This window comes from Terribium retamae (assembly GCF_022347545.1).
GTDB classification, from domain to species: Bacteria; Pseudomonadota; Alphaproteobacteria; order Rhizobiales; family Rhizobiaceae; genus Mesorhizobium; species Mesorhizobium retamae.
The window spans coordinates 1-22,024 of the sequence record NZ_JAKREW010000058.1; the positions used below are offsets into that span (position 1 = coordinate 1).

Annotated in this window: 21 protein-coding genes; 9 read left to right on the forward strand and 12 right to left on the reverse strand. The window is 60.2% G+C overall.

The features are described 5' to 3' along the window. Nucleotides 1–225: 225 nt before the first annotated feature. From dnaN to L4923_RS28080, 4 genes are read left to right on the forward strand one after another with little or no spacing between them, the layout of a single operon-like run. Nucleotides 226–1,344, forward strand: coding sequence for a DNA polymerase III subunit beta (gene dnaN / locus L4923_RS28065; protein WP_239370420.1), 1,119 nt, complete (start codon nucleotides 226–228; stop codon nucleotides 1,342–1,344). An 18-nt stretch (nucleotides 1,345–1,362) separates the two neighbouring features. Then, nucleotides 1,363–2,538 carry a DNA replication/repair protein RecF gene (gene recF / locus L4923_RS28070; protein ID WP_239370400.1) on the forward strand — a complete coding sequence of 392 codons (1,176 nt, stop codon included), beginning with the start codon at nucleotides 1,363–1,365 and terminating at the stop codon, nucleotides 2,536–2,538. Nucleotides 2,539–2,569: 31 nt separating this feature from the next. Beyond that, nucleotides 2,570–3,328: a molybdopterin-synthase adenylyltransferase MoeB gene (locus L4923_RS28075; protein ID WP_239370401.1), complete on the forward strand. Its 759-nt coding sequence runs from the start codon at nucleotides 2,570–2,572 to the stop codon at nucleotides 3,326–3,328. After that, nucleotides 3,325–3,807, forward strand: a complete 483-nt coding sequence (locus tag L4923_RS28080; protein WP_239370402.1) for a GNAT family N-acetyltransferase — start codon at nucleotides 3,325–3,327, stop codon at nucleotides 3,805–3,807. Before L4923_RS28075 ends, L4923_RS28080 begins: the two co-directional genes overlap by 4 nt. A gap of 41 nt (nucleotides 3,808–3,848) precedes the next feature. Here the strand turns inward: L4923_RS28080 and L4923_RS28085 are convergent, their stop codons facing one another. Beyond that, the gene (locus L4923_RS28085; RefSeq protein ID WP_239370403.1) at nucleotides 3,849–4,850 is read right to left on the reverse strand and encodes a 2-hydroxyacid dehydrogenase; all 1,002 of its coding nucleotides are present in this window, start codon (nucleotides 4,848–4,850) and stop codon (nucleotides 3,849–3,851) included. Nucleotides 4,851–5,014: 164 nt separating this feature from the next. Here L4923_RS28085 and L4923_RS28090 point away from each other — a divergent pair, with 164 nt between their 5' ends. Beyond that, nucleotides 5,015–5,572 carry an SH3 domain-containing protein gene (locus tag L4923_RS28090; RefSeq protein ID WP_239370404.1) on the forward strand — a complete coding sequence of 186 codons (558 nt, stop codon included), beginning with the start codon at nucleotides 5,015–5,017 and terminating at the stop codon, nucleotides 5,570–5,572. Nucleotides 5,573–5,635: 63 nt separating this feature from the next. Here L4923_RS28090 and irrA read toward each other — a convergent pair whose 3' ends face one another. Beyond that, nucleotides 5,636–6,037, reverse strand: coding sequence for an iron response transcriptional regulator IrrA (irrA, locus tag L4923_RS28095; RefSeq protein ID WP_239370405.1), 402 nt, complete (start codon nucleotides 6,035–6,037; stop codon nucleotides 5,636–5,638). A 276-nt stretch (nucleotides 6,038–6,313) separates the two neighbouring features. On the opposite strand from irrA, the gene fabA reads away from it, so the two are divergent. The 4 genes from fabA (at nucleotide 6,314) to L4923_RS28115 (ending at nucleotide 10,675) form a co-directional block, all read left to right on the forward strand. Beyond that, entirely contained in the window at nucleotides 6,314–6,829 is a 516-nt protein-coding gene (fabA, locus tag L4923_RS28100; RefSeq protein ID WP_239370406.1) for a 3-hydroxyacyl-[acyl-carrier-protein] dehydratase FabA, read from the forward strand. A 34-nt stretch (nucleotides 6,830–6,863) separates the two neighbouring features. Beyond that, nucleotides 6,864–8,087, forward strand: coding sequence for a beta-ketoacyl-ACP synthase I (gene fabB, locus L4923_RS28105; RefSeq protein ID WP_239370407.1), 1,224 nt, complete (start codon nucleotides 6,864–6,866; stop codon nucleotides 8,085–8,087). A gap of 10 nt (nucleotides 8,088–8,097) precedes the next feature. Then, a complete protein-coding gene (fabI, locus tag L4923_RS28110) occupies nucleotides 8,098–8,910 on the forward strand; it encodes an enoyl-ACP reductase FabI (RefSeq protein ID WP_239370408.1) in 813 nt (270 codons plus the stop codon). A gap of 205 nt (nucleotides 8,911–9,115) precedes the next feature. Beyond that, nucleotides 9,116–10,675 (forward strand): putative bifunctional diguanylate cyclase/phosphodiesterase, encoded by a 1,560-nt coding sequence (locus tag L4923_RS28115; protein ID WP_239370409.1) that lies wholly within the window; start codon nucleotides 9,116–9,118, stop codon nucleotides 10,673–10,675. Between the two features lie 114 nt (nucleotides 10,676–10,789). Here the strand turns inward: L4923_RS28115 and L4923_RS28120 are convergent, their stop codons facing one another. The 10 genes from L4923_RS28120 to infB all read right to left on the reverse strand — a co-directional run. After that, on the reverse strand, nucleotides 10,790–11,809 hold the full coding sequence (locus tag L4923_RS28120) for a class I SAM-dependent methyltransferase (protein WP_239370410.1): 1,020 nt from the start codon (nucleotides 11,807–11,809) through the stop codon (nucleotides 10,790–10,792). A gap of 10 nt (nucleotides 11,810–11,819) precedes the next feature. Next, nucleotides 11,820–12,245 (reverse strand): hypothetical protein, encoded by a 426-nt coding sequence (locus L4923_RS28125; protein WP_239370411.1) that lies wholly within the window; start codon nucleotides 12,243–12,245, stop codon nucleotides 11,820–11,822. Nucleotides 12,246–12,283: 38 nt separating this feature from the next. After that, nucleotides 12,284–12,502, reverse strand: a complete 219-nt coding sequence (locus L4923_RS28130) for a hypothetical protein (RefSeq protein WP_239370412.1) — start codon at nucleotides 12,500–12,502, stop codon at nucleotides 12,284–12,286. Nucleotides 12,503–12,616: 114 nt separating this feature from the next. Next, nucleotides 12,617–13,684: a hypothetical protein gene (locus L4923_RS28135; protein WP_239370413.1), complete on the reverse strand. Its 1,068-nt coding sequence runs from the start codon at nucleotides 13,682–13,684 to the stop codon at nucleotides 12,617–12,619. A 345-nt stretch (nucleotides 13,685–14,029) separates the two neighbouring features. Continuing rightward, nucleotides 14,030–16,177: a polyribonucleotide nucleotidyltransferase gene (gene pnp, locus L4923_RS28140; RefSeq protein WP_239370414.1), complete on the reverse strand. Its 2,148-nt coding sequence runs from the start codon at nucleotides 16,175–16,177 to the stop codon at nucleotides 14,030–14,032. A gap of 265 nt (nucleotides 16,178–16,442) precedes the next feature. Then, nucleotides 16,443–16,712, reverse strand: coding sequence for a 30S ribosomal protein S15 (gene rpsO, locus L4923_RS28145; protein ID WP_239370415.1), 270 nt, complete (start codon nucleotides 16,710–16,712; stop codon nucleotides 16,443–16,445). Nucleotides 16,713–16,896: 184 nt separating this feature from the next. Continuing rightward, on the reverse strand, nucleotides 16,897–17,991 hold the full coding sequence (gene corA, locus L4923_RS28150; protein ID WP_275448623.1) for a magnesium/cobalt transporter CorA: 1,095 nt from the start codon (nucleotides 17,989–17,991) through the stop codon (nucleotides 16,897–16,899). Nucleotides 17,992–18,034: 43 nt separating this feature from the next. After that, nucleotides 18,035–18,991, reverse strand: a complete 957-nt coding sequence (truB, locus tag L4923_RS28155; protein WP_239370417.1) for a tRNA pseudouridine(55) synthase TruB — start codon at nucleotides 18,989–18,991, stop codon at nucleotides 18,035–18,037. Next, nucleotides 18,991–19,413 carry a 30S ribosome-binding factor RbfA gene (gene rbfA / locus L4923_RS28160; RefSeq protein ID WP_239370418.1) on the reverse strand — a complete coding sequence of 141 codons (423 nt, stop codon included), beginning with the start codon at nucleotides 19,411–19,413 and terminating at the stop codon, nucleotides 18,991–18,993. Before rbfA ends, truB begins: the two co-directional genes overlap by 1 nt. Nucleotides 19,414–19,711: 298 nt before the next feature. Continuing rightward, nucleotides 19,712–22,024, reverse strand: a 2,313-nt coding sequence (gene infB / locus L4923_RS28165; RefSeq protein ID WP_239370419.1) for a translation initiation factor IF-2, incomplete at its 5' end; no start/stop codon positions are given.

The window sequence follows — 22,024 nt, forward strand, 5'->3', positions numbered from 1 at the left end:
CCCGTCCCCCCCCCCCCCGCTGCCCCCCCCCCGGGGCGGGGGCGCGCCCGCCGCCCCGGTTTTCCCCCCCCCCCCCCCCCCCCCCCCCTTACACCCGGGGCCCCCCCGGGCTTGCGTTCAAAGGGTTTTTCCTGTCAGCTTGGCCAGAATCTGACTGCGTTCAGACCTTTCGCGGGGCGCCGTACTGCGGAGACCCGAAGATCATTCAAGCGAGCCTTCATCGTCATGCGTGTTATCCTCGAACGGTCCAATCTCCTGAAGTCCCTCAACCACGTCCACCGCGTGGTGGAGCGACGCAACACCATTCCTATCCTGTCCAACGTGCTGCTGATGGCCGAAGGCGGAAGCCTGGAAATGAAGGCGACCGACCTCGACCTGGAAGTAACCGAGGCCGCACCTGCCAAGGTGGAACAATCGGGCGCCACCACCGTGCCGGCGCATCTGCTTTACGATATCGTACGCAAGCTGCCGGACGGCGCCGAGGTGATGCTGAAGACGGACGAGGACGGCAACGCCATGACCGTCATTTCCGGCAGGTCTTCCTTTCGCTTGCAATGCTTGCCGCAATCGGACTTCCCGGAGCTTTCCGCAGGTTCTTTCTCACATATCTTCCGACTGGATTCGACGGCACTCAAGCGCCTGATCGACAAGACACAGTTCGCCATATCGACCGAAGAGACCCGCTACTATCTGAACGGCATATTCCTGCACACGCATGAAGTTGGCGGGAAGCTCAAACTGCGCTCGGTGGCAACCGATGGCCACCGCCTTGCCCGCGCAGAAATGGACGCGCCGGCGGGTTCGGAAGGCATGCCGGGCATCATCATCCCGCGCAAGACCGTGAGCGAGCTGCAGAAGCTGGTCGATGACCCGGAGGTAGCGGTGACCACCGAGCTCTCAGACACCAAGATCCGTCTGACCATTGGCAGTGTCATCCTGACCTCGAAGCTGATTGACGGCACCTTCCCCGACTATCAGCGCGTCATCCCGACCGGTAACGACAAGAAACTGATCATTGATCGGCAGACCTTTGCGTCCGCAGTGGATCGCGTGTCCACCATCTCGTCGGAACGCGGACGTGCCGTGAAGCTCTCGATCTCGGACGGCCAGGTGACCCTGGCGGTCAACAATCCCGATTCCGGCAGCGCCACCGAAGAATTGGCGGCCGACTACACCTCCGACCCGATCGAAATCGGCTTTAATGCGCGCTACCTGCTCGATGTCGCAGCGCAACTCAGTGGCGGCGAAGCTAAGTTCATGCTGGCTGATGCCGGCTCACCGACGCTGATCCACGACACCAGCGACGAGAACGCGCTGTATGTGCTGATGCCGATGCGCGTGTAGCCGCCATCGCCTGACCAGATGACAACCGAAGGGAGCCGGGAAGGCGCAAATCGGGCGCAGACCCACCTTACCCGGCTCACACTCACCAATTTCCGCAACTATGCGGCATTGTCGCTCGACCTGAGGCCCGGCGCCGTGATTTTCACGGGTGACAATGGCGCAGGCAAGACCAATCTGCTCGAGGCCATCTCACTCTTCACACCGGGACGCGGCCTGCGCCGCGCACCTTACGGCGAGATTGCGCGCGAAGGCGGCGACGGCGGCTTTGCTCTGCATACCCGGCTCGATGGCCCGTTGGGAGAGATCGAGATCGGTACGGGTGTGGCAGGCGGAGAGGCCCCCGGCGAGGGTGGGCGGCGCGTTCGTATCAACGGCGCTGCGACACGTTCGGCAGAAGACATGCTGGAATGGTTGCGCGTTGTATGGCTGACACCAGCCATGGACGCACTGTTTACCGGGCCTGCAGGCGACCGCCGCCGCTTCCTCGACCGACTGGTGCTGGCGATCGACGGCAGCCATGGCCAGCGTGCGCTGGATTACGAAAAGGCGATGCGCGGCCGAAACCGGTTGCTCGCCGAGGGCTCTCGCGACGGTGCATGGTTCGAGGCGATCGAAACACAGATGGCCGAAACCGGCGTGGCGATCGCCGCAGCCCGCAGCGAAATGGTGCGGCTTTTGTCGGCAATGATCGAGAAACTGCCCAGTGACGGCCCCTTCCCCCAAGCCGATATTGCACTGGCCGGCGAACTGGAGAGCGAGATCGACACCATGCCCGCGGTCGATGTGGAAGAGAAATTCCGGCGCGCGCTAGCCAATGGGCGCGATCGTGACCGCGCCGCTGGTCGCACGCTGGACGGGCCGCATCGCTCCGATCTTCTGGTGCGACATCGCCCAAAATCGATGCCGGCCGAACTCTGCTCGACAGGCGAACAGAAGGCCTTGCTGGTCGGCTTGATTCTGTCGCATGCCCGCCTCACCGCCGAAATGTCGGGCCTGACCCCGGTGTTGCTGCTCGATGAGATCGCCGCCCATCTCGATGCCGGCCGGCGTGCGGCGCTGTTCTCGATTCTGGAGGAACTGAACTGCCAGGCCTTCATGACCGGCACGGACGCAGCGCTGTTTTCCAGCTTGCGCGGTCGCGCGCAGTTTCTCAACGTCGATCACGGTACGGTTGTGCCAAGCACTGGTGCCTGACAAGGCGAGCGCACGGCGTTATGGTCGGTCCATGAGCACCCCTGCCCTTTCCGATGAAGAACTCGAACGCTATGCGCGCCATGTCGTGCTGCCGGAGATCGGTGGACCGGGGCAGCAGAAGCTTAAGCGCGCCCGCGTGCTGGTTCTCGGCGCAGGCGGCTTGGGTGCGCCGGTACTCGAATATCTGGCCGCGGCCGGCGTCGGTACTTTGGGCATCGTCGACGACGACACCGTGTCGCTTTCCAACCTGCAGCGCCAGGTCATCCACGACACCGACAGCGTTGGCACAGCCAAAGCCGACAGTGCCCGAGCCGCGATCGCGCGCATCAATCCGAATGTGACCGTGAAGTTGCACAAGCTGCGCCTGAATGCAGAAAACGCGGCAAGCATTGTTCGTGGCTACGACGTGGTGGTGGATGGCTCCGACAATTTCGAGACCCGCTATGCTCTGGCCGATGCCTGTGCCGCGGAAAGGAAGCCGCTCGTGCACGCCGCCGTCGGGCGTTTCGACGGCTCGATCACGGTTTTGAAACCCTATGAGATCGGGCAGGACGGCCGTCCCAACCCGACCTATCGCGACCTCTTTCCAGAAGCGCCGCCACCTGGCCTGATACCCTCGTGTGCAGTTGCCGGTGTCCTTGGCGCACTCACCGGCGTCATGGGCACCCTGCAAGCGATGGAAACGATCAAGCTGATTGCCGGTATTGGCGAGCCGCTGGTTGGACGACTGCTTCTTTATGACGGGTTGTCGGCACGCTTCGACATCATCCGGTATAGGAGCCAAGGATGAGCTCCGACATAAAAGTGATCAAGCTACCCGCCGACTTCGCCCGCTGGGACGAACCTCTTGCGCTCATTCTGCGTGCCTTCGCCTATATGGACGGCTTGATCGATCCCCCCTCTTCCGCCCAACGGCTGACGGGAGATAGCCTGCGTGAAAAAGCCAGGCAGGAAACCGGCTTCCTGGCGATGCGAGACAACGAGGTCGTGGGCTGTATTTTTGCGGCCGAACACTCCGCACACTTCTATGTCGGCAAGCTGGCGGTGGAACCAGGCCTGCAAGGCAAAAAGATCGGGCGGCGGCTGATGGAATCGGTGGAAGCGTTGGCCCGCGCGACCGGCAAGCCGGTTCTGGAACTGCAGGCGCGCATCGAACTTACCGACAATCAGGCTGCCTTTGGCCGCTTGGGCTTCATCGAGACCGAACGCACGGCCCATCCCGGCTACAACCGTCCAACATCGGTGACAATGCGCAAGACGCTGTCATAACGAACAGGCCCGCCATCCATGAAACCGGCGGCCGTACGGCGTTACGTTCTCATCGGCAATACGCGATCTGGCGGACGGTGACCGTCAAAGAAGGTGCGAATGTTGATGATCACCTTCTCGCCCATGTCGATACGACCTTCCAGCGTCGCTGACCCCATATGCGGCAACAGCACAACCTTGTGCTTGGCAGCTAGCTTCAACAATTTGGTATTGAGCGCCGGTTCATTTTCGTAAACATCGAGACCGGCACCCGCGATCTTGCCATCTTGCAGCAACTTGATCAGCGCATCCTCGTCGATGATGTCGCCGCGGGCAGTGTTGACGATGTAGGTCGTGGGCTGCAGCAATGCCAGTCGCCGCGCCGAAAGAAGATGGAAAGTGGCTGGCGTGGACGGACAATTGACCGAGATGATGTCCATGCGAGCCAACATCTGATCGAGGCTTTCCCAATAGGTTGCCTCGAGCTCGTCCTCGACGCTTTGCAGGACGCGGTGTCGATTGTGATAGTGGATGGAGAGGCCGAAAGCCTTGGCGCGGCGGGCGACCGCGGTGCCGATGCGCCCCATGCCGACGATACCAAGTCGTTTGCCCCAGATTCGCCGGCCAATCATCCAGGTCGGTGACCAGCCGGTCCACTTTTTATCGCCTGTCAGTACATTCGCCCCTTCCGCCAGCCGACGCGGCACTGCGAGCATCAGCGCCATGGTCATGTCAGCGGTGTCTTCGGTGAGCACATTCGGCGTGTTGGTGACTGTAATGCCTTTTTTCGAAGCGGCTGCGACATCGATATGGTCGACGCCATTGGAGAGGCTGGCAATCAGCTTGAAGTTCGGACCTGCCTGTTCGATCAGCTCGGCGTCGATACGGTCTGTGATGGTCGGAACGAGCACGTCGGCTTCGCGCATTGCGGCAGCGAGCTCCTCCCGCGACATCGGCTTGTCTTCGACGTTCAACCGCGCATCGAACAGTTCGCGCATCCGCGTCTCGACAGGATCCGGCAATTTGCGCGTGATCACAACGAGAGGCTTCTTTTTGCCGGCCATCGTTTCCTCGTTCCCGGGATGCTGTTGAGACCTCTTTAACCAAGACCGGCGAAACTGCAAACTGGTCTCGGTAGCCTAGCCTCATGTAACAAGCAGTGCCGCCGAAGACAAAGAAAAAGGGGGGCCGATACGGATGGCCGACGGCCCCAGATAGAGGAACGAACGTGTCTGGTTTTGCGTCGCTACGCTTAATTCTCTCCGCGACAATGCTTGGCATGCTCACGCTCACTCCGGTCGCGACCGCACAAAATGCCGCAGCACCGGCTCAGACGGTGACGCTCGGTCCAAGCGGCCTGCCCTTGCCGCGCTTCGTCAGTCTGAAATCGGCGAGGGTCAATTCGCGTGTCGGCCCAGGGGTCAATTATTCGGTAGACTGGATGTACACGCGCGCGGGCCTGCCCATGGAAATCGTGCAGGAGTACGATACCTGGCGGCGTGTACGCGACGCAGATGGATCGGAGGGCTGGGTCAGCCAGGCTTTGCTTTCGGGCAAGCGCACCGCGATCATCGCGCCATGGCAGCGCGGCAAGGAAGTGCGCATTAATCTCTTGAGCAACGCAGCCAAGGATGCCGAGGTGGTGGCTGTTGTGGAGCCCGGCGTCATCGGCTCGATCAAGTCCTGCGACGGCCAATGGTGCGAGATGAGCATGGGTGGCCACACCGGCTGGATCAGCCAGTCGCTGGTGTGGGGCGCCTACCCCGGCGAAAAAATCGACGAATAGACGGGCTTCGCCGGCACAGCTGCAACCTCAGCCGTGCTGACCGCCATGTGGATTGATCGTGAATTAGGCGCGTCGTGGACGCAGCCTTACCACCACGTCGACATTGGCGATTTCCATGCCTTCAGGAGGCTCAGGAAGATTGCCGACGGTCACCGGCCCACTTTCGATATCAAAGACGCGGTTTTCGCCCTCGACGAAGAAATGATGGTGATCCGAGGTGTTGGTATCGAAATAAGTACGGGATCCTTCGACCGCGAGGATGCGCAGGAGGCCGGCTTCGGTGAACTGGTGCAGGGCATTGTAGACGGTGGCAAGCGAAACCGGCACGCCGGCGGCCAGCGCCTCCTCATGCAGTTCTTCCGCGGACAGATGGCGATCCCCTTTGGCGAACAGCAGATCGGCCAACGCAATACGCTGGCGAGTCGGCCTCAGGCCAGCTTCGCGAACCCGCTTGTCCACAGTCATGCTGTTTTTCCGATCGTCCAACCGATCAATCCATCGTCACATTCGCCCGCAACTGACCGCCGACCGCGGCGAAAATCAGGCGAAAACAGAAGTCTCTTATCTCGCCAGATATATTCTGTACCCTGAATCCGATCAATAGCGCGCATTGACCCGGCTTAACGAGCAGGCTAGAGCCTGCGCCATATCTCCGGCGTCGGTTTCCGGCGTGAAGCGGACTGTGTTACTAGAAATGGGCACGGGCACCTCAACGCCCGGCCAACGACGGGGAAGGACTAAATGGCGGATCGGAAATCGAGCTACGACTACGACGATCTGCTGGCATGCGCCAAAGGCGAACTGTTCGGTCCAGGCAATGCCCAGCTCCCCTACCCGCCCATGCTGATGTTCGATCGAATCACAGAAATCAGCGAAACCGGCGGCGCCTTCGACAAGGGTTTCGTGCGCGCCGAATTCGCCATTCATCGCGATCTCTGGTTCTTTCCCTGTCACTTCATCGACAATCCCGTGATGCCTGGCTGCCTTGGCCTGGATGCTCTGTGGCAACTCACCGGTTTCTTCCTCGGTTGGCTCGGTGAACCAGGCAAGGGCATGGCTCTTTCCACAGGTGAAGTTAAGTTCAAGGGCATGGTTACGCCTTCCGTCAAGAAGGTCGAATACGGCGTCGACTTCAAGCGTGTCATGCGTGGCCGATTGGTTCTCGGCATCGCCGACGGCTGGTTGAAAGCCGACGGCGATCCCATATACGCGGCCACAGACCTGCGGGTGGGCCTGGCAAAGCAGCCGGCGGCCTGACACCTGCACTCAACGGAAAAACGAGGAGCGCAATATGAGACGGGTCGTAGTCACAGGCCTCGGCATTGTATCGTCCATCGGCAACAATGCCGAGGAGGTCAGCGCCTCTCTCCATGATGCAAAATCCGGCATCAGCTTCTCCAACGACTTCGCCGAACACGGCTTCAAATGCCAGGTTTGGGGCGCGCCGAACCTGGACACCACCGATCTCGTCGATCGCCGCGCCGCGCGCTTTCTGTCGCAGGGCGGCATGTGGAATCATGTCGCGATGAAGCAGGCGATCGCCGACAGCGGGCTTGAGGAAAACGAGGTTTCGGGCAACGAGCGCACCGGTATCATCATGGGTTCCGGTGGTCCGTCGACGCGCACGATCGTCGAAGCCTCGGAAATCACGCTGAAGAACGGCAGCCCCAAGCGCATCGGGCCGTTTGCGGTGCCGAAGGCAATGTCGTCGACTGCCTCAGCCACGCTCGCCACCTGGTTCAAGATCCACGGTGTCAACTATTCCATCTCATCGGCCTGTTCGACTTCAGCGCATTGCATCGGCAATGCCGCGGAGATGATCCAATGGGGCAAGCAGGACATCATGTTCGCCGGTGGTCACGAAGATCTCGACTGGACGATGTCGAACCTGTTCGATGCCATGGGCGCAATGTCGTCCAAGTTCAACGATCGCCCGGCAACCGCCTCGCGCGCCTATGACGTCAACCGCGACGGCTTTGTCATCGCAGGCGGCGCCGGCGTACTGGTGCTGGAAGAGTTGGAGCATGCCAGGGCCCGCGGGGCCAAGATCTACGCCGAATTGACCGGCTACGGCGCGACCTCCGACGGCTACGATATGGTTGCTCCCTCCGGTGAAGGTGCCGTTCGCTGCATGCGCCAGGCGCTCGCTACGGTGAAGGAACCGGTCGACTACATTAATACCCATGGCACATCGACCCCGATCGGCGATTCGAAAGAGATCGGAGCGATCCGCGAAGTGTTCGGCGACAGATTGCCGAACATCACCTCCACCAAATCACTGACGGGCCACTCGCTGGGTGCCGCCGGCGTGCAGGAATCGATCTATTCGATCCTGATGATGCAGGGGGGCTTTATCGGCGAAAGCGCTCATATCGAGGAACTCGATCCAGAATTCGACGGCGTACCGATCGTGCGTAAGCGCATCGACAACGCCAAGATCGATACGGTGCTCTCCAACTCCTTCGGCTTCGGCGGCACCAACGCCACCCTCGTCTTCCAGCGCCATTCCGCATAGGGATTTTCAGATGACCGGTTTGATGAAGGGCAAGCGCGGCCTGATCATGGGCGTTGCCAATGATCATTCCATTGCCTGGGGCATTGCGCAGAAGCTGGCTGAACAAGGCGCCGAGCTCGCCTTTACCTATCAGGGCGAGGCTTTTGGCCGCCGCGTCAAACCGCTTGCAGACAAAGTCGGCGCTTCACTGGTGGTGCCTTGCGATGTCGAGGACAGTGCCTCCGTCGCCGCTACTTTCGAGACGCTCCAAAACGAATGGGGCAAGCTCGACTTCATCGTCCATGCCATCGGGTTTTCCGACAAGAACGAACTGAAGGGCCTCTACGCGGACACCACGCGCGATAATTTCGTGCGCACCATGGTGATCTCCTGCTATTCCTTTACGGAGGTAGCCCGCCATGCCGCAGCGCTGATGCATGATGGCGGATCGATGATCACGCTGACTTATGCCGGTTCGGTGCGAGTCATGCCGAATTACAACGTCATGGGCGTTGCAAAGGCCGGCCTGGAAGCCAGCGTGCGGTATCTGGCCAACGATTATGGACCGCGCGGCATACGCGTGAACGGGCTTTCGGCGGGTCCGGTGCGCACGCTTGCAGGGGCGGGCATTTCGGATGCCCGTTACATGTATTCCTACCAGCAGCGCAACGCACCACTGCGGCGCACCGTCGGCATCGACGAGATCGGCGGCTCGGCGCTCTATCTGCTCTCCGATCTTTCATCGGGTGTAACCGGCGAGATCCACTACGTGGATTCCGGCTATCACGTTGTGTCGATGCCGACGCTTGAAGAACTGAAGCGGCTGGATGGCGGCAAAGAGTAACCCCGCAAGGCTCGCGCCAGCCTGGTTGACTAGCCTGTGTGAAAGTTAAGGTGTCTCTTGTGTTTCCGGTACGAGAGGCACTTGCTTTTCAGCAAACTTTCATGAAACCTTAGTCAACTTTCTTGCCCGTAAAATGCAACCGATCGCTGGAAACTTATTTTAAGAGGATCGCGGTTAGAACATCCTGCAGATTGGGAAGCTGCGCATGGCCTCTGACAAGAATCCTGGCCGAACACCACTTTTCCGGCTGATCACCATTGCCAGCGCCGGCATGGGCAGTTTTATCCTTGGCTTATGGGGACTCAAGATCGGAATCGGCGGTGAGCTGGCAGAACTGCCGCTGAACACGCTCGTATCCATCGTGGCAGGCCTTTGCGCTCTCGCTGCGGCCTGCGCGGCGATGTCGTTTTTCGCGGGCGTCGATGAGTCGTCCGACTATGTCTTCTCTGAAACCAATTTCGACAAGCTGACGGGAACGTTGGTCAAACATGCGATGGTCGGCAAAGTGGCAGAGGCAGCCTCTTCCACTCTCGAGACGGGAGAACCGGTCTATCTGCTCGATATCGACATCAATCGTTTCAGCCACATCAACGATGCGATCGGCTACACCCAAGTCGATGATCTCGTGCGATTGTTTGCACAACGCTTGAAAGGGCTCCTGCCGCGCGAAGCTGCGGTCGGCCGCGTCGGCCCCGGCGAATTCGCCGTGCTCTATCCCGACAAAAAACTGACCGGTTCGATGGAGACGCTGATCGAGAAGCTGATCGATGACCTGGTCGCTCCTTATCAGTTAAAGACACATCTGCAGTCGATCAGCCTTTCTGTCGGCGTCGTCGCGATGCCGAAGGACGGTATCGATCCCGTTCTGGTGCTGCGCCGTGCCAATCTTGCCCTGCAGAATGCCCGCGCGACCAACGCTGCCGGTGCGTGGTCGGTTTTCCAGCCGGAAATGGGCAAAGTGGCAGACCATCGGCAATGGGTTGAATCCGAGTTGCATGCGGCTTTCGAGCGTGGCGACTTCGATCTCCATTATCAGCCGCAACTCGACCTCGCTGCCGGCAAAGTCGTCGGTTATGAAGCGTTGATCCGTTGGAATCATCCGCAACGCGGAACGATCCCCCCTATGGAATTCATTCCCCTGGCAGAAGAAACCGGCATGATCGGGCCGATCGGCGAGTGGGTTCTGCGTAAAGCCTGCATGGATGCGCGCCACCTTCCGGAAGATTGCTTCGTAGCGGTCAACATCTCGCCCGTGCAGTTCATGACGAAGGATTTCCTGGCCATGGTGCGCAATACCATCGCCAGTACGGGCATCAAGCCGTCCCGGCTCGAACTGGAAGTGACTGAGACGGCAATGATGCAGGACAAGGCACGCGCTGCCGACATCTTGAAAGAGCTGTCTGACATGGGCATTTCGGTGGCCGTCGACGATTTTGGCACGGGTTATTCCAATCTCAGCTATCTAATTGATTTCTCGTTCCACAAGCTGAAGATCGACCGGTCGTTCGTCAGCCGCATCGACACCGACTCCGGATCCGGCGCGGTGGTTTCGACCATCGTGGGCCTGTCACGGGCATTAGGCGTTTCGACGATCGCCGAAGGGGTCGAAACGGAAAGTCAGGCAACCATGCTGAAGGCAGCCGGATGTGAGGTCGTGCAGGGCTATCTGTTCGGCAAACCAGCACCGCTGCGCGTGATCGGCGGGCAAGCGCAGAGCGTCGAACGCATCGTCCAAAACCAGCGCGGCGCAGCGAATCTCCACTAGAGCATTTTGTAGCCAAGTGGAATCACTTGGCGTTACAAGAATGCGGCGAAAACAAAAACTTAGAGCGTTTCCGCGTTTCCGTGAAAAACGGAAACGCTCTAACGAGTGGCTCCGTCAACGGCGCGCCTGAAACACCTTGAAAGCTTCGTTGCGGGCGATTTCGGCATGGCTTGAGAAAACACGGGCCAGAACGGGCTCATAGGGTAATTGCCGGTTCGCCACCATGAACAGGCGTCCGCCCGGCTTCAACGCTTTCGCCGCGGCACGAATGATTGTCGAGCCTAGTTCAGGCTCGGCCGCCCGTCCGCGATGGAACGGCGGGTTCATGACAATGACATCGTAGCGCTCGACGACGGGTTCGCCCGCAAGGTCGTGCCAGAATTTTTTGACGGGCAGGTTCGGCATCAGGCGAGCCAGCGTTCGGCCTGCCGCCTGCAAGGCGGCGTGATCGGCCTCATAGAGATCGAGACCGACCAGGCCAGCCGACCGCTCCGCAATTGCGACAGACAAAAAGCCCCAGCCGGCGCAGAAATCGGCAACTTGACCTTTGATGTCGGCAGGCAGCTGCTCCGAAAGAAAGCGCGAGCCAGCATCGACACGATCGAAGGAAAACATGCCGGGCGCGGTCTCATAGCGCTCCTCGACCAGCAGCGATGGGTTGGCCGCGCGCAGTTGGTCCGCAGCGCTCCCGTCCGCTGGTCGATGGAACCAGAAAGCCTGACCGTGGTGCTTTGAGAGATGATCGCCGAGCGTGAGCAACTCACCCGCGCGCTTGCGGAGGCTGGCGATACCATCCTCCTTGCCGCCGGCAACGACAATCAGATTCCCCCGGCCTACACGTTCGATAGCCTCGGCGATACGCAGTTCGTTGAGGCCGCGATGGCGGCCAGCGAGGACAAGTGCAAGGTCGAAACCTTCACCGTCGACCTGCGGCGAAACCGTCTGGCCTGATGCAATCAACTGCCGAAAATCGGGGCGGAACCCCTGAACGAGGTGTAAAGTAGCATCAAAACCGGTCGGCAGCCGAAAGCCGGGTTCGGCACCAAGAAAGAGCGCACGCGTGTCCGCTCCCGGCAAAGGCAGAACATCGACCTCGAAAGGATGAAACAGGGTCTTCAGCGTATCAGAGCTCATGGCGAAGCGATTACCGGGCTTCGTCGGCCGAAGGCATGCCCCTTCGCAGATAATCAGTGATGAGCACCGACCACTCATCGATGCTGACAGCGAAGGTCTCCGGAGTTATGGCGGCGACGGCCTCCTCGCCCTTCTCGGTCAGTGGCACGTAACCGTAGGAGACAAATACGCTGGTTGCATCATTATCTGAAGAGCAATTCACCTCGATGAAAGCTGTCCGCTGCGCCGGCGTCGTGCGGAGATAGCGGACGTGATGGCGTTCCGGCTGCCACTCAAGGCAGGTCCAGATGGTCGCCTCTTCACCGCTGCCAGTGCGAAAAACCATGTCCTTTGCTGTCTCGCCCGTTTTCGGAAAAACATAGTCAGGCGACCAGCCAGGCACCCAGGCCTCTTCACCTTTCGGTGTGAACAGCAAGAACGCCTCATCCACCGGCAAGGCAACACGAATCTCATGTGTGAAATCCCGCCGCATCCTCAAACTTCCCTGTCCGGATGCAGATGGCTGTCGGCACTGGTCAGCCGGCAGCCGTAAGCATCCCTCAGCTTCGCGATCGTTGCCAGGGTTTCGTCTGAAAATGCCGATTTGCCCTCAAAGGCATGCAGCACGATGCCTTCGAGCAGGTCGCCAAGGCTGATGCCTTTTTCAGCAGCGAGACCTTTCAAAACCTTGAGTAGCGGCGAGGCCAGGCGCACACCAGTTTGTGTTCTTTCGATCATAATTGATGTTACAAAGTTAACTTGGTAACATCAAGTTCGTTCGAACCGAGTCGACCGGCAAGTTGTAACATCCGCGCTCTTCCAAGCAGTTCAAAAGAAGTCTGTCGAAAGCCTACTCCAGCCTTCCCCTGCAAGTCCCCCGACAAATACGTCGTTTCGCGGAACCGCGTTCAGAATTTCGGCGCGCGTGGTGGCGATGCAGACATTGGCCGCATGGCGAAAAAACATGCCTGGCTGTTGTGAAAGCGCAGTCAAATAGCGAGGATCGACCCGACCTTGCACCGCTATATGACCTTCCTCCTGTAGATGGAGCAACATGGCGTCGACCGCATCTCTTTCGGTGCCGGACCTGGCGATCACATTCAACACTTCGACCACACCGTTCGATCGGCTGTAGCAGCAAAAGAAGCCGCTCGGCGCATTAGCTCGGTCGGTGATGGCAAAAAATCGAAGCGTTCCCGCGGCTCGATTGGCCGATGCCAAGCCGAGAAGCCAGTTCAAATCGTTCTCTGTCCAATCTGGGCGCACCGGATAATTCCGCAATAGAGCGGGAATAAGGGCGGAAGCTTCATCCTGCGCGATTTCCCTCACCGTCGCACGAGACCTTGCCGCTTTCTCGCTCGGAGGAAATGGAAAAAGCGGATTCAAGAATTTGGCAACGGAGTTGCCGGCCCACCTACCGAGCATGGGACGCCGCTGCGCGACGTACTTCATCATGAAGCTTGCTATTTTGAATACGCGTGTCCACTGGAGCGCATGCACGCTGAGTGTCACGCCTCCGACTGCCTCCCAGTGCTTTAGGCTCACCGGCGAAGCGCTATCGCTGAAATTGATCGTCTTTTCGCTCGGACGCATCGTGAGCACCAATTCGGCAGCCCCACGAGGCGATCCCCCTGGCTTCATCATAAAAGCGCAAAGGAGCCGTCCCATGATCGGCTGTCCGTTTGCGACATAGGGTACCGGCAGGATGGAAATCACGCTGTCTATTTCACCGCGTTCATTCTCATGCACCACGCTTCCGAGCGCGGGATCATAGTGAGGATTCTCGAAGAAGAGCTGCCGAAAATACTGGTCAAAATTCTCGTTACAGGATTTCGAATTTGGGCGGAAAACCTGTTGAAAAAGCACCCGGATGGCCGGGATGTCGTCAGTGGCCATTGCGCGAACGTGTCGCGATTTGACGTCCCCTACCGATCCTGGGATATGCCCCATCTAGGCCTCTACTGCTTAATCGTTCTGCCTGGCTCCTGCATCTCGACTTCAGCAGACGGATGATTGATGTAGCCCATGATGCGGGATCAACTCTGGTCCTGATTGTATAAATAATCGCTAAAGTAGCTTGTAGTGATTTAGAGGATTGCGGCTCCGAGCAGTCAATGCACAGCGGCTCTCCGGCACGAGCGGCGTTGGCAGCAATGTCATGTGAGAATTGCATCCGCCTACCAGCCAAAAAAAGGGCGCGGCCGAGGCCGCGCCCGTCTTGTTTTCGCGTCATTACCTCGATCAGGCGGCGGTTTCTTCGCCTTCCGCCTTCTTTTCGCGGACGATTTCCTTGCCGCTCTCCTGGTCGACGACCTTCATGGAGAGGCGAACCTTGCCACGCTCGTCGAAGCCCATCAGCTTGACCCAGACCTTGTCGCCTTCCTTGACCACGTCGGTGGTCTTGGCGACGCGCTGGTCGGACAGCTGCGAGATGTGGACGAGACCGTCACGCGGACCAAAGAAGTTCACGAAGGCGCCGAAATCGGCGGTCTTGACGACCGTTCCCTCGTAGATTTCGCCGACTTCAGGCTCTGCTACGATGGTGTGGATCCACTTCTTCGCCGCCTCGATCTCCTTGGCATTCGACGAAGCGATCTTCACCGTGCCGTCGTCCTCGATGTTGATCTTGGCGCCGGTCTTCTCAACGATCTCGCGGATCACCTTGCCGCCCGAACCGATGACGTCACGGATCTTGTCGGTCGGGATGTGCATGACCTCGATGCGCGGCGCGAACTCGCCGAGTTCCTTGCGGCCTTCCGAGATGGCCTTGGCCATTTCTCCGAGGATGTGCAGGCGGCCGTCCTTGGCCTGGCCCAGCGCCACCTTCATGATCTCCTCAGTGATGCCATCGATCTTGATGTCCATCTGCAGGGAGGTGATGCCGTTGGCAGTGCCGGCCACCTTGAAGTCCATGTCGCCGAGATGATCCTCGTCGCCCAGGATGTCGGAAAGCACGGCGAAGCGCTCATCTTCCTTGATGAGACCCATGGCAATACCAGCGACCGGCTTGGCCAGCGGCACGCCGGCATCCATCAGCGCCAGCGAGGTGCCGCAGACGGTGGCCATCGAGGACGATCCGTTGGACTCGGTGATCTCGGAGACGACGCGCAGCGTGTACGGGAACTGTTCGGCCGAAGGCAGCATCGGGTGGATGGCGCGCCAGGCCAGCTTGCCGTGGCCGATCTCGCGGCGGCCGGGCGAACCCATGCGGCCGGTCTCGCCGACCGAGAAGGGCGGGAAGTTGTAGTGAAGGAGGAAAGTCTCCTTGTACATACCCGTCAGCGAGTCGACATACTGTTCGTCTTCGCCGGTGCCCAGCGTGGCAACCACGATCGCCTGGGTCTCGCCGCGGGTGAACAGCGCCGAGCCGTGGGTGCGCGGCAGGATGCCGACTTCCGACACGATCGGGCGAACGGTCTTGAGATCGCGACCGTCGATGCGCGAGCCGGTGTCGAGGATGTTCCAGCGCACGATCTTGGCCTGGAGTTCCTTGAACACGGTCGCGACCTGCTCGGGCGAATACTTCGCTTCCTCGCCCTCAGCCGGCGTGAAAGCAGCCTTGACCTTGGCCTTGGCAGCGTCGACGGCGGCGTAGCGAGCCTGCTTGTCGGTGATCTTATAGGCAGCGCGCAGATCGGCTTCGGCAATGCCGAGCATTTCCTTTTCCAGATCGCCGAAGGACGGCGGGGTGAAGTCGCGCGGATCCTTGGCGGCAACCTCGGCCAGCTTGATGATGGCTTCGATCACAGGCTGGAAGCCTTTTTGGCCGAACATGACCGCGCCGAGCATCAGCTCCTCGCCCAGTTCCTTGGCTTCCGACTCGACCATCAGCACGGCATCGGTGGTGCCGGCGACGACCAGATCGAGCTTGGATTCCTGCATTTCGTCGATGTGCGGGTTCAGCACATACTCGCCATTGATGTAGCCGACGCGAGCACCGCCGATCGGCCCCATGAAGGGAACGCCGGACAGCGTCAAAGCGGCGGAGGCGGCAACCATCGAGACGATATCGGGGTTGTTTTCGAGGTCATGCTGAACGACGGTGACAATCACCTGGGTGTCGTTCTTGTAGCCGTCGGCAAAGAGCGGGCGGATCGGGCGATCGATCAGGCGCGATACCAGGGTTTCGTTTTCGGACGGACGGCCTTCACGCTTGAAATAGCCACCGGGAATCTTGCCGGCAGCATAGGTCTTTTCCTGGTAGTTGACGGTCAGCGGAAAGAAATCCTGGCCGGGCTTGGGCTCCTTGGCCGAAACGACCGTGGCCAGAACGACGGTCTCGCCATAAGTCGCCAGCACCGCGCCGTCGGCCTGACGCGCGATCTTGCCGGTCTCGAGGATGAGCGGACGACCGCCCCATTCGATTTCCACTTTGTGTTGATTGAACATATCTTGTCCTTCATATGCGGAAGGGGCCGCGCCATCGATTCATGCGCGACGCCCCCTTCCTGGCTCCTTTGTCGGGCAGCCACGGGCAAGACAACGGGAGGCTTGAGAGAGCCGGGCCGGCGCCCGTGCAAGCATCCTGCAATCCTGCCCCATGACCGTCCACGGGCGGTTTCATGCGGCCCTCTGCCAACAGAAACCGGGTCGGGCCTAGCAAGCCCGAATGCGCGACCGGCGGGCCCTTTGAGAGAGCCCGCCGGCCAATTCGTCAGCGACGCAGTTCGAGCTTCTCGATCAGCGTCTGGTAGCGCGCCTCATCCTTGCGCTTGAGATAATCAAGCAGGCTGCGGCGCTGGGAAACGAGTGCGAGCAGGCCACGACGGGAGTGGTTGTCCTTCTTGTGGTCCTTGAAGTGCTCGGTCAGGTTCTTGATACGCTCGGAAAGGATGGCAACCTGCACCTCCGGCGAACCGGTGTCGCCCTTGACGGTGGCGAACTGAGCCAGCAATTCCTTCTTGCGTTCAGCAGTAATCGACATCGCATTTTTCCTTTCTCAATGGAGGAAACGAGGCGCCCAGAGCCGGGATGTCGTCCAGCAAGGGTCGGTGATCATCACGCAATCCGGCGCGATGTTGCGGCGCGTATAGTGCAAAAGAACGCAAAAAGCCAGCGCATATTCGCAAGGGTGGCTTGAGCGGGACGCGCGCCGGTGCCTTGCACCCTTATAACCACTTCCTCCATTTGAAGAATGCGACCAACCCTATAGCCACCAATGCCATGAAAACGAGAGCTGCTGGATAGCCGTAATAAGCGCGCAGCTCGGGCATATTCCAAGGCGAGGTTGTCGGGTCGAAATTCATGCCCCAGACGCCGACGAGGAAGGTGAGCGGAATGAAGATCGCCGATACGATGGTAAGCAGGCTGATAATTTCATTGGTACGGGCCTGGCTGAGCGAAAGATGCATCTCGATCAGTCCCGTCGTCATGTCGCGCTGCGTATCTGCCAGCTCCACCAGCCGATAAGCATGATCCAGCGTATCGTTCAGGAAAATCTTGGTTTCCGGCTTTATGTAGGGGGCATCGGAACGGACAAGTCCTGCCAGCGCATCGCGAAGTGACAACATGGTCCGATGCAGTTGACCGGCCTGCCGGCGCTGCTCGTGCAAAATGCGAACCTGATGCTTGTGCGGGTGATGCAGCATCGCGTCCTCGACCTCGTCGGTGCGAGCGCTGGCGCTTTCGATCAGCGGAAAGAACGAGTCGACTATGGCATCGATGAGCGCATAAGCGAGGTAATCGGCTCCGCGCGAACGCAGCCGGTTGGGCGTGGACGCAACGATGCGCTTGCGCACCGGATCGAACGGGTCACCCTCGCGCTGCTGGAAGGTGATGACGAAACCCTTGCCGAAAAACAGGGAAATCTGCTCGTAACGGTAAGCAACGGGATCATCGATCATGTTGACGACGACAAAAGCGTGGTCGTCGAAGAACTCGGCCTTGGGCCGCTGGCCCGTGTTGACGACGTCCTCCAATGCCAGCGGATGCAGGCCGAAGACCTTGCCGATCTGCTCGATGAGTTCGACATTGGCCAGGCCGACGCAATCAAGCCAGACCAGCGGCCATTTCTCGCAATGTGTCTTCAGGTCGTCGAGACTGGCATCGTCGACCTTCTCGCAACGGTCGCGATCAATCAGCGTCAGACTAAGTTCGCTGCGTTGCGCCTTGGGGTCCGCAATCAACGTACCCGGCGAGGCGCCCACGGGCGGGCGCCTCACTATTCTCGGCTCTCGCCTCTGAATCGTTTCCGCTTTTGCCATGCGAGCCTCGCGCGAATCCCGGCTCATATTATTGACGCAGGTCTCAGCCCGCAAAGACGCGCTTGGGCTTGAACATACCCTGCTCGATGGCGCCGATGGCGACCAGCTTGCCACGTGCGGTCGCGCAAGCCTCGTCCGCTTCGAGCGGAGCGTCGCGACCGCGGATGATAACGGGATTGCCGAGCCTGATTTTCGAGGCCGCGTCATCGCTGATCGCGACCTGCGGCAAGCACTCCAGCGCTGCTGCGGTATCGATCAGGAAATCATCGAGCGCAGCATAACGATCGGCGCCGGAGAACGGGGCTTCTTCACCTTCGCCCGCCGGCGGCAGTGCCGCTTCCAGCTCAGCAATGGTAACGAAATCCTCGTGTGTGAACGGATCGACCTCGGTGCGGCGAAGAGCGGCGATATAGCCGAAGCAGCCGAGATCGCGGCCCATGTCACGCGCCAGCGAGCGCACATAGGTGCCCTTGCCGCACTCGACTTCGAAAACGGTTTGATCAGCGCTGTGCTCGACGATGTCCAGCCGCCCAATCTCGACTTCACGCGCCGGAATATCGACCGTTTCACCATCTCGGGCCAGATCGTAGGCGCGTTCGCCGGCGATCTTGATGGCGGAGAACTGCGGTGGCGTTTGCATGATGACGCCAGTGTATTTTGCCAGCAGTGCACCCACTTCGGCCTCGGTCGGTCGCCTCTCGGAAGTCTTCGTCACAGGACCTTCGAGATCATCCGTGGTGCGCTCTTCACCCCATGCAACCGTAAAGCGGTATATCTTGGCACCATCCTGTACATAAGGCACGGTCTTGGTGGCATCGCCCAATGCAATCGGGAGCATGCCGGAGGCAAGCGGATCCAGCGTGCCGGCGTGCCCGGCCTTTTCAGCCTGGAACAGCCACTTCACCTTGGACACAGCCTCGGTGGAGCCCATGCCGAAGGGCTTGTCCAGGATCAGCCAGCCGGAAACCGGACGGCCCTTCTTCTTCCCGCGGCGCGCCATTATTTGTCGTCCCCTTCATCCTTGTCGTCCTCGTGATGACCGAGATCACGCGCCACTTCCGGCGAATGCAGCAGCTCGTTTATCTTCGAGAAATTATCGTAGCTGGTGTCCAGCCGGAAACGGAATTCCGGCATGTATTTCATCTGCCTCAGCGCCGGCGAGATGCGGCCGCGAATGAATCGGGCATTGCGGTTCAAAGCCTCTATAACGGCCTTGTCATCCTTGGCGCCGAGTGGCGAAACGAAAGCGGTGGCGATCTTCAAGTCAGGAGACATGCGGACTTCCGACACCGAGATGACGGTTGTTTCGATGAGATCGTCCCGCACCTCACCGCGCTGAAGGATGTCGGACAGGGCGTGGCGCACCTGCTCGCCGACGCGAAGCATGCGCTGGGAGGGCCCGCTGGATTGCTGTCTGCTCATTTAAATCTCTCTAGAGCATTTCCATCCGGAACTGCGTAAAAACAAAGGGTTAGAGCGTCTCCACGCAAGATGGGAACGCTCCAATGAAAAGCCGGGCGGACAGGTGAAGGCATGGCGCATCGGCCATTTGTGGCAGTTTTACAATCACATGAAATCGCCCGGCTAATAGCCGGATTTTAGGTGGGTCGATGCGGGTAAACCCGGACATAAGCCAACCTAACCCGTTTGCGGAGTGGGACCGCAGCCACGGTTGTCATGAGGGAGAGCGGCCGGAGCCGCTCTCCATTTTCCTCAGGCTCTAGAGCTTCCTGGTCACCATCTCGACGCGGAAGCACTCGATGATGTCACCTGCCTGGATATTCTCGTAGTTCTGGAAAGCCATGCCGCATTCCTGGCCGACCGGCACTTCCGGAACTTCGTCCTTGAAACGCTTCAACGTCTTCAGCGTGCCTTCGTGGATGACCACGTTGTCGCGGATCAGGCGGACGCCTGCACCACGCTCGACGCGACCTTCGGTGACACGGCAGCCTGCGACCTTGCCCACCTTGGTGATGTGGAAGACCTCGAGGATCTCCGCATTGCCGAGGAAGGTTTCGCGACGCTCCGGCGAAAGCAGGCCCGACATCGCATCCTTCACGTCATCCACGAGATTGTAGATGATGTTGTAGTAGCGGATCTCGATGCCCGCCTGCTCAGCGGCTGTCCGTGCCTGGGCGTTGGCGCGCACGTTGAAACCGATGATCGCGGCGCCCGAGGTCTCGGCCAGCGTGACATCGCTTTCGGTGATGGCGCCGGCGCCGGCGTGGACGATACGCGCCCTCACCTCGTCGGTACCGAGCTTGTCCAGCGCAGTCACGATCGCTTCGATGGAACCCTGAACGTCGCCCTTGATGATAAGCGGGAATTCCTTCAACCCGCTCGCCTGCAACTGAGACATCATCTGCTCGAGGGAACCACGCTGGGTCGCATGCTTGGCAACCGCCTTGTCGCGGGCCAGACGCTGGCGATACTCGGTGATCTCCCGGGCGCGCGCCTCGTTGTTGACAACGGCGAAGCGGTCACCGGCCTGCGGCGTGCCCTGGAGGCCGAGGATCTCCACCGGCATGGCCGGCGGGGCTTCCTTGACATGCTCGCCGCGGTCGTTGACCAGAGCGCGCACGCGGCCCCATTCGTTGCCCGCGACCAGGACTTCGCCCGGAAGCAGCGTGCCGGTCTGGACCAGCACCGTGGCGACCGGGCCGCGTCCCTTGTCGAGGCGCGCTTCGATGACGACGCCTTCGGCGGTACGATCCGGATTGGCCTTCAGGTCGAGGATTTCAGACTGCAGCAGAATTGCCTCGAGCAATTTGTCGAGACCCTTGCCGGTCTTGGCCGATACCTCGACGTCCAGCACTTCACCGCCCATGGATTCGACCTGCACGTCGTGCCGAAGCAGCTCGGTGCGTACCTTCTGAGCATTGGCCGTCGGCTTATCGATCTTGTTGATGGCCACGATCATCGGCACACCGGCCGCCTTGGCGTGGCTGATCGACTCGATCGTCTGTGGCATCACACTGTCGTCGGCCGCAACCACCAGGATAGCAATGTCGGTCGACTGAGCACCGCGTGCGCGCATTGCCGTGAAGGCAGCGTGGCCGGGCGTGTCGATGAAGGTGATCTTCTGGCCATCCTTCTCGACCTGATAGGCACCGATATGCTGCGTGATGCCACCGGCTTCGCCGGAGACCACGTTGGCATGCCGGATGGCATCAAGAAGCGAAGTCTTGCCGTGGTCGACGTGACCCATGATGGTCACAACCGGAGGACGCGAGACGAGATCTTCCGCGTGGTCGGCGATGTTGAACAGGCCTTCCTCGATGTCCGATTCGGCAACGCGCTTGACGGTGTGGCCAAATTCCGAAGCCACCAGTTCAGCCGTGTCGGCGTCGATGACGTCACCCGGCTTGAGGATCTGGCCCTGCTTCATGAAGTATTTCACCACGTCCACCGCGCGCTCCGACATACGTTGCGCCAGTTCCTGGATCGTGATCGTCTCGGGCAGCGTGACTTCGCGCACGACCTTCTCACGCGGCTCCTGATGCAAGGCACGCTTGAACTTTTCCTGGCGGCGGCGCATTGCAGCAATCGAACGGCCGCGCGCGTCCCCATCTTCGGAAGACAGCGCCGAATTCAGCGTCAGCTTACCGCGACGACGATCTTCCTCGGCCTTGGTCGGCTTGGCCGGACGCGCCAATTCAGGCGTGACGAGACGGCGCGGCGGCAAGGCGGCAGCACTACCGCGGCTGCGCGGCTTGGCTTCTTCCTCATCGTCACCACCGGCCTGCTCGGCAACCTGCGGCGCACGGCGACGAGCCTCTTCCTCGGCACGGCGGCGAGACTCGGCTTCCGCCTTGATGCGGGCTTCTTCCTCGGCCTGACGACGGGCGGACTCCTCACGCTCGCGCTTGCGACGCTCCTCTTCCTCGGCACGGCGCTTGGCTTCGGCAGCGGCGCGCTGGCGGTCTTCCATTTCACGTGCTTGCGAGCCTTCCAGCGCACGGCGGCGGGCTTCCATCTCGCCACGCGACAGCTCGTTCAGCACCATGCCGCCACGATCGGGCTGAGGCGGCGC

Coding starts and splice junctions, on each gene's coding strand:
- dnaN (WP_239370420.1), top strand. CDS start 226: ATGCGTGTTATCCTCGAACGGTCCAATCTCCTGAAGTCCCTCAACCAC.
- recF (WP_239370400.1), top strand. CDS start 1,363: ATGACAACCGAAGGGAGCCGGGAAGGCGCAAATCGGGCGCAGACCCAC.
- L4923_RS28075 (WP_239370401.1), top strand. CDS start 2,570: ATGAGCACCCCTGCCCTTTCCGATGAAGAACTCGAACGCTATGCGCGC.
- L4923_RS28080 (WP_239370402.1), top strand. CDS start 3,325: ATGAGCTCCGACATAAAAGTGATCAAGCTACCCGCCGACTTCGCCCGC.
- L4923_RS28085 (WP_239370403.1), bottom strand. CDS start 4,850: ATGGCCGGCAAAAAGAAGCCTCTCGTTGTGATCACGCGCAAATTGCCG.
- irrA (WP_239370405.1), bottom strand. CDS start 6,037: ATGACTGTGGACAAGCGGGTTCGCGAAGCTGGCCTGAGGCCGACTCGC.
- fabA (WP_239370406.1), top strand. CDS start 6,314: ATGGCGGATCGGAAATCGAGCTACGACTACGACGATCTGCTGGCATGC.
- fabB (WP_239370407.1), top strand. CDS start 6,864: ATGAGACGGGTCGTAGTCACAGGCCTCGGCATTGTATCGTCCATCGGC.
- fabI (WP_239370408.1), top strand. CDS start 8,098: ATGACCGGTTTGATGAAGGGCAAGCGCGGCCTGATCATGGGCGTTGCC.
- L4923_RS28115 (WP_239370409.1), top strand. CDS start 9,116: ATGGCCTCTGACAAGAATCCTGGCCGAACACCACTTTTCCGGCTGATC.
- L4923_RS28120 (WP_239370410.1), bottom strand. CDS start 11,809: ATGAGCTCTGATACGCTGAAGACCCTGTTTCATCCTTTCGAGGTCGAT.
- L4923_RS28135 (WP_239370413.1), bottom strand. CDS start 13,684: ATGGCCACTGACGACATCCCGGCCATCCGGGTGCTTTTTCAACAGGTT.
- pnp (WP_239370414.1), bottom strand. CDS start 16,177: ATGTTCAATCAACACAAAGTGGAAATCGAATGGGGCGGTCGTCCGCTC.
- rpsO (WP_239370415.1), bottom strand. CDS start 16,712: ATGTCGATTACTGCTGAACGCAAGAAGGAATTGCTGGCTCAGTTCGCC.
- corA (WP_275448623.1), bottom strand. CDS start 17,991: ATGGCAAAAGCGGAAACGATTCAGAGGCGAGAGCCGAGAATAGTGAGG.
- truB (WP_239370417.1), bottom strand. CDS start 18,991: ATGGCGCGCCGCGGGAAGAAGAAGGGCCGTCCGGTTTCCGGCTGGCTG.
- rbfA (WP_239370418.1), bottom strand. CDS start 19,413: ATGAGCAGACAGCAATCCAGCGGGCCCTCCCAGCGCATGCTTCGCGTC.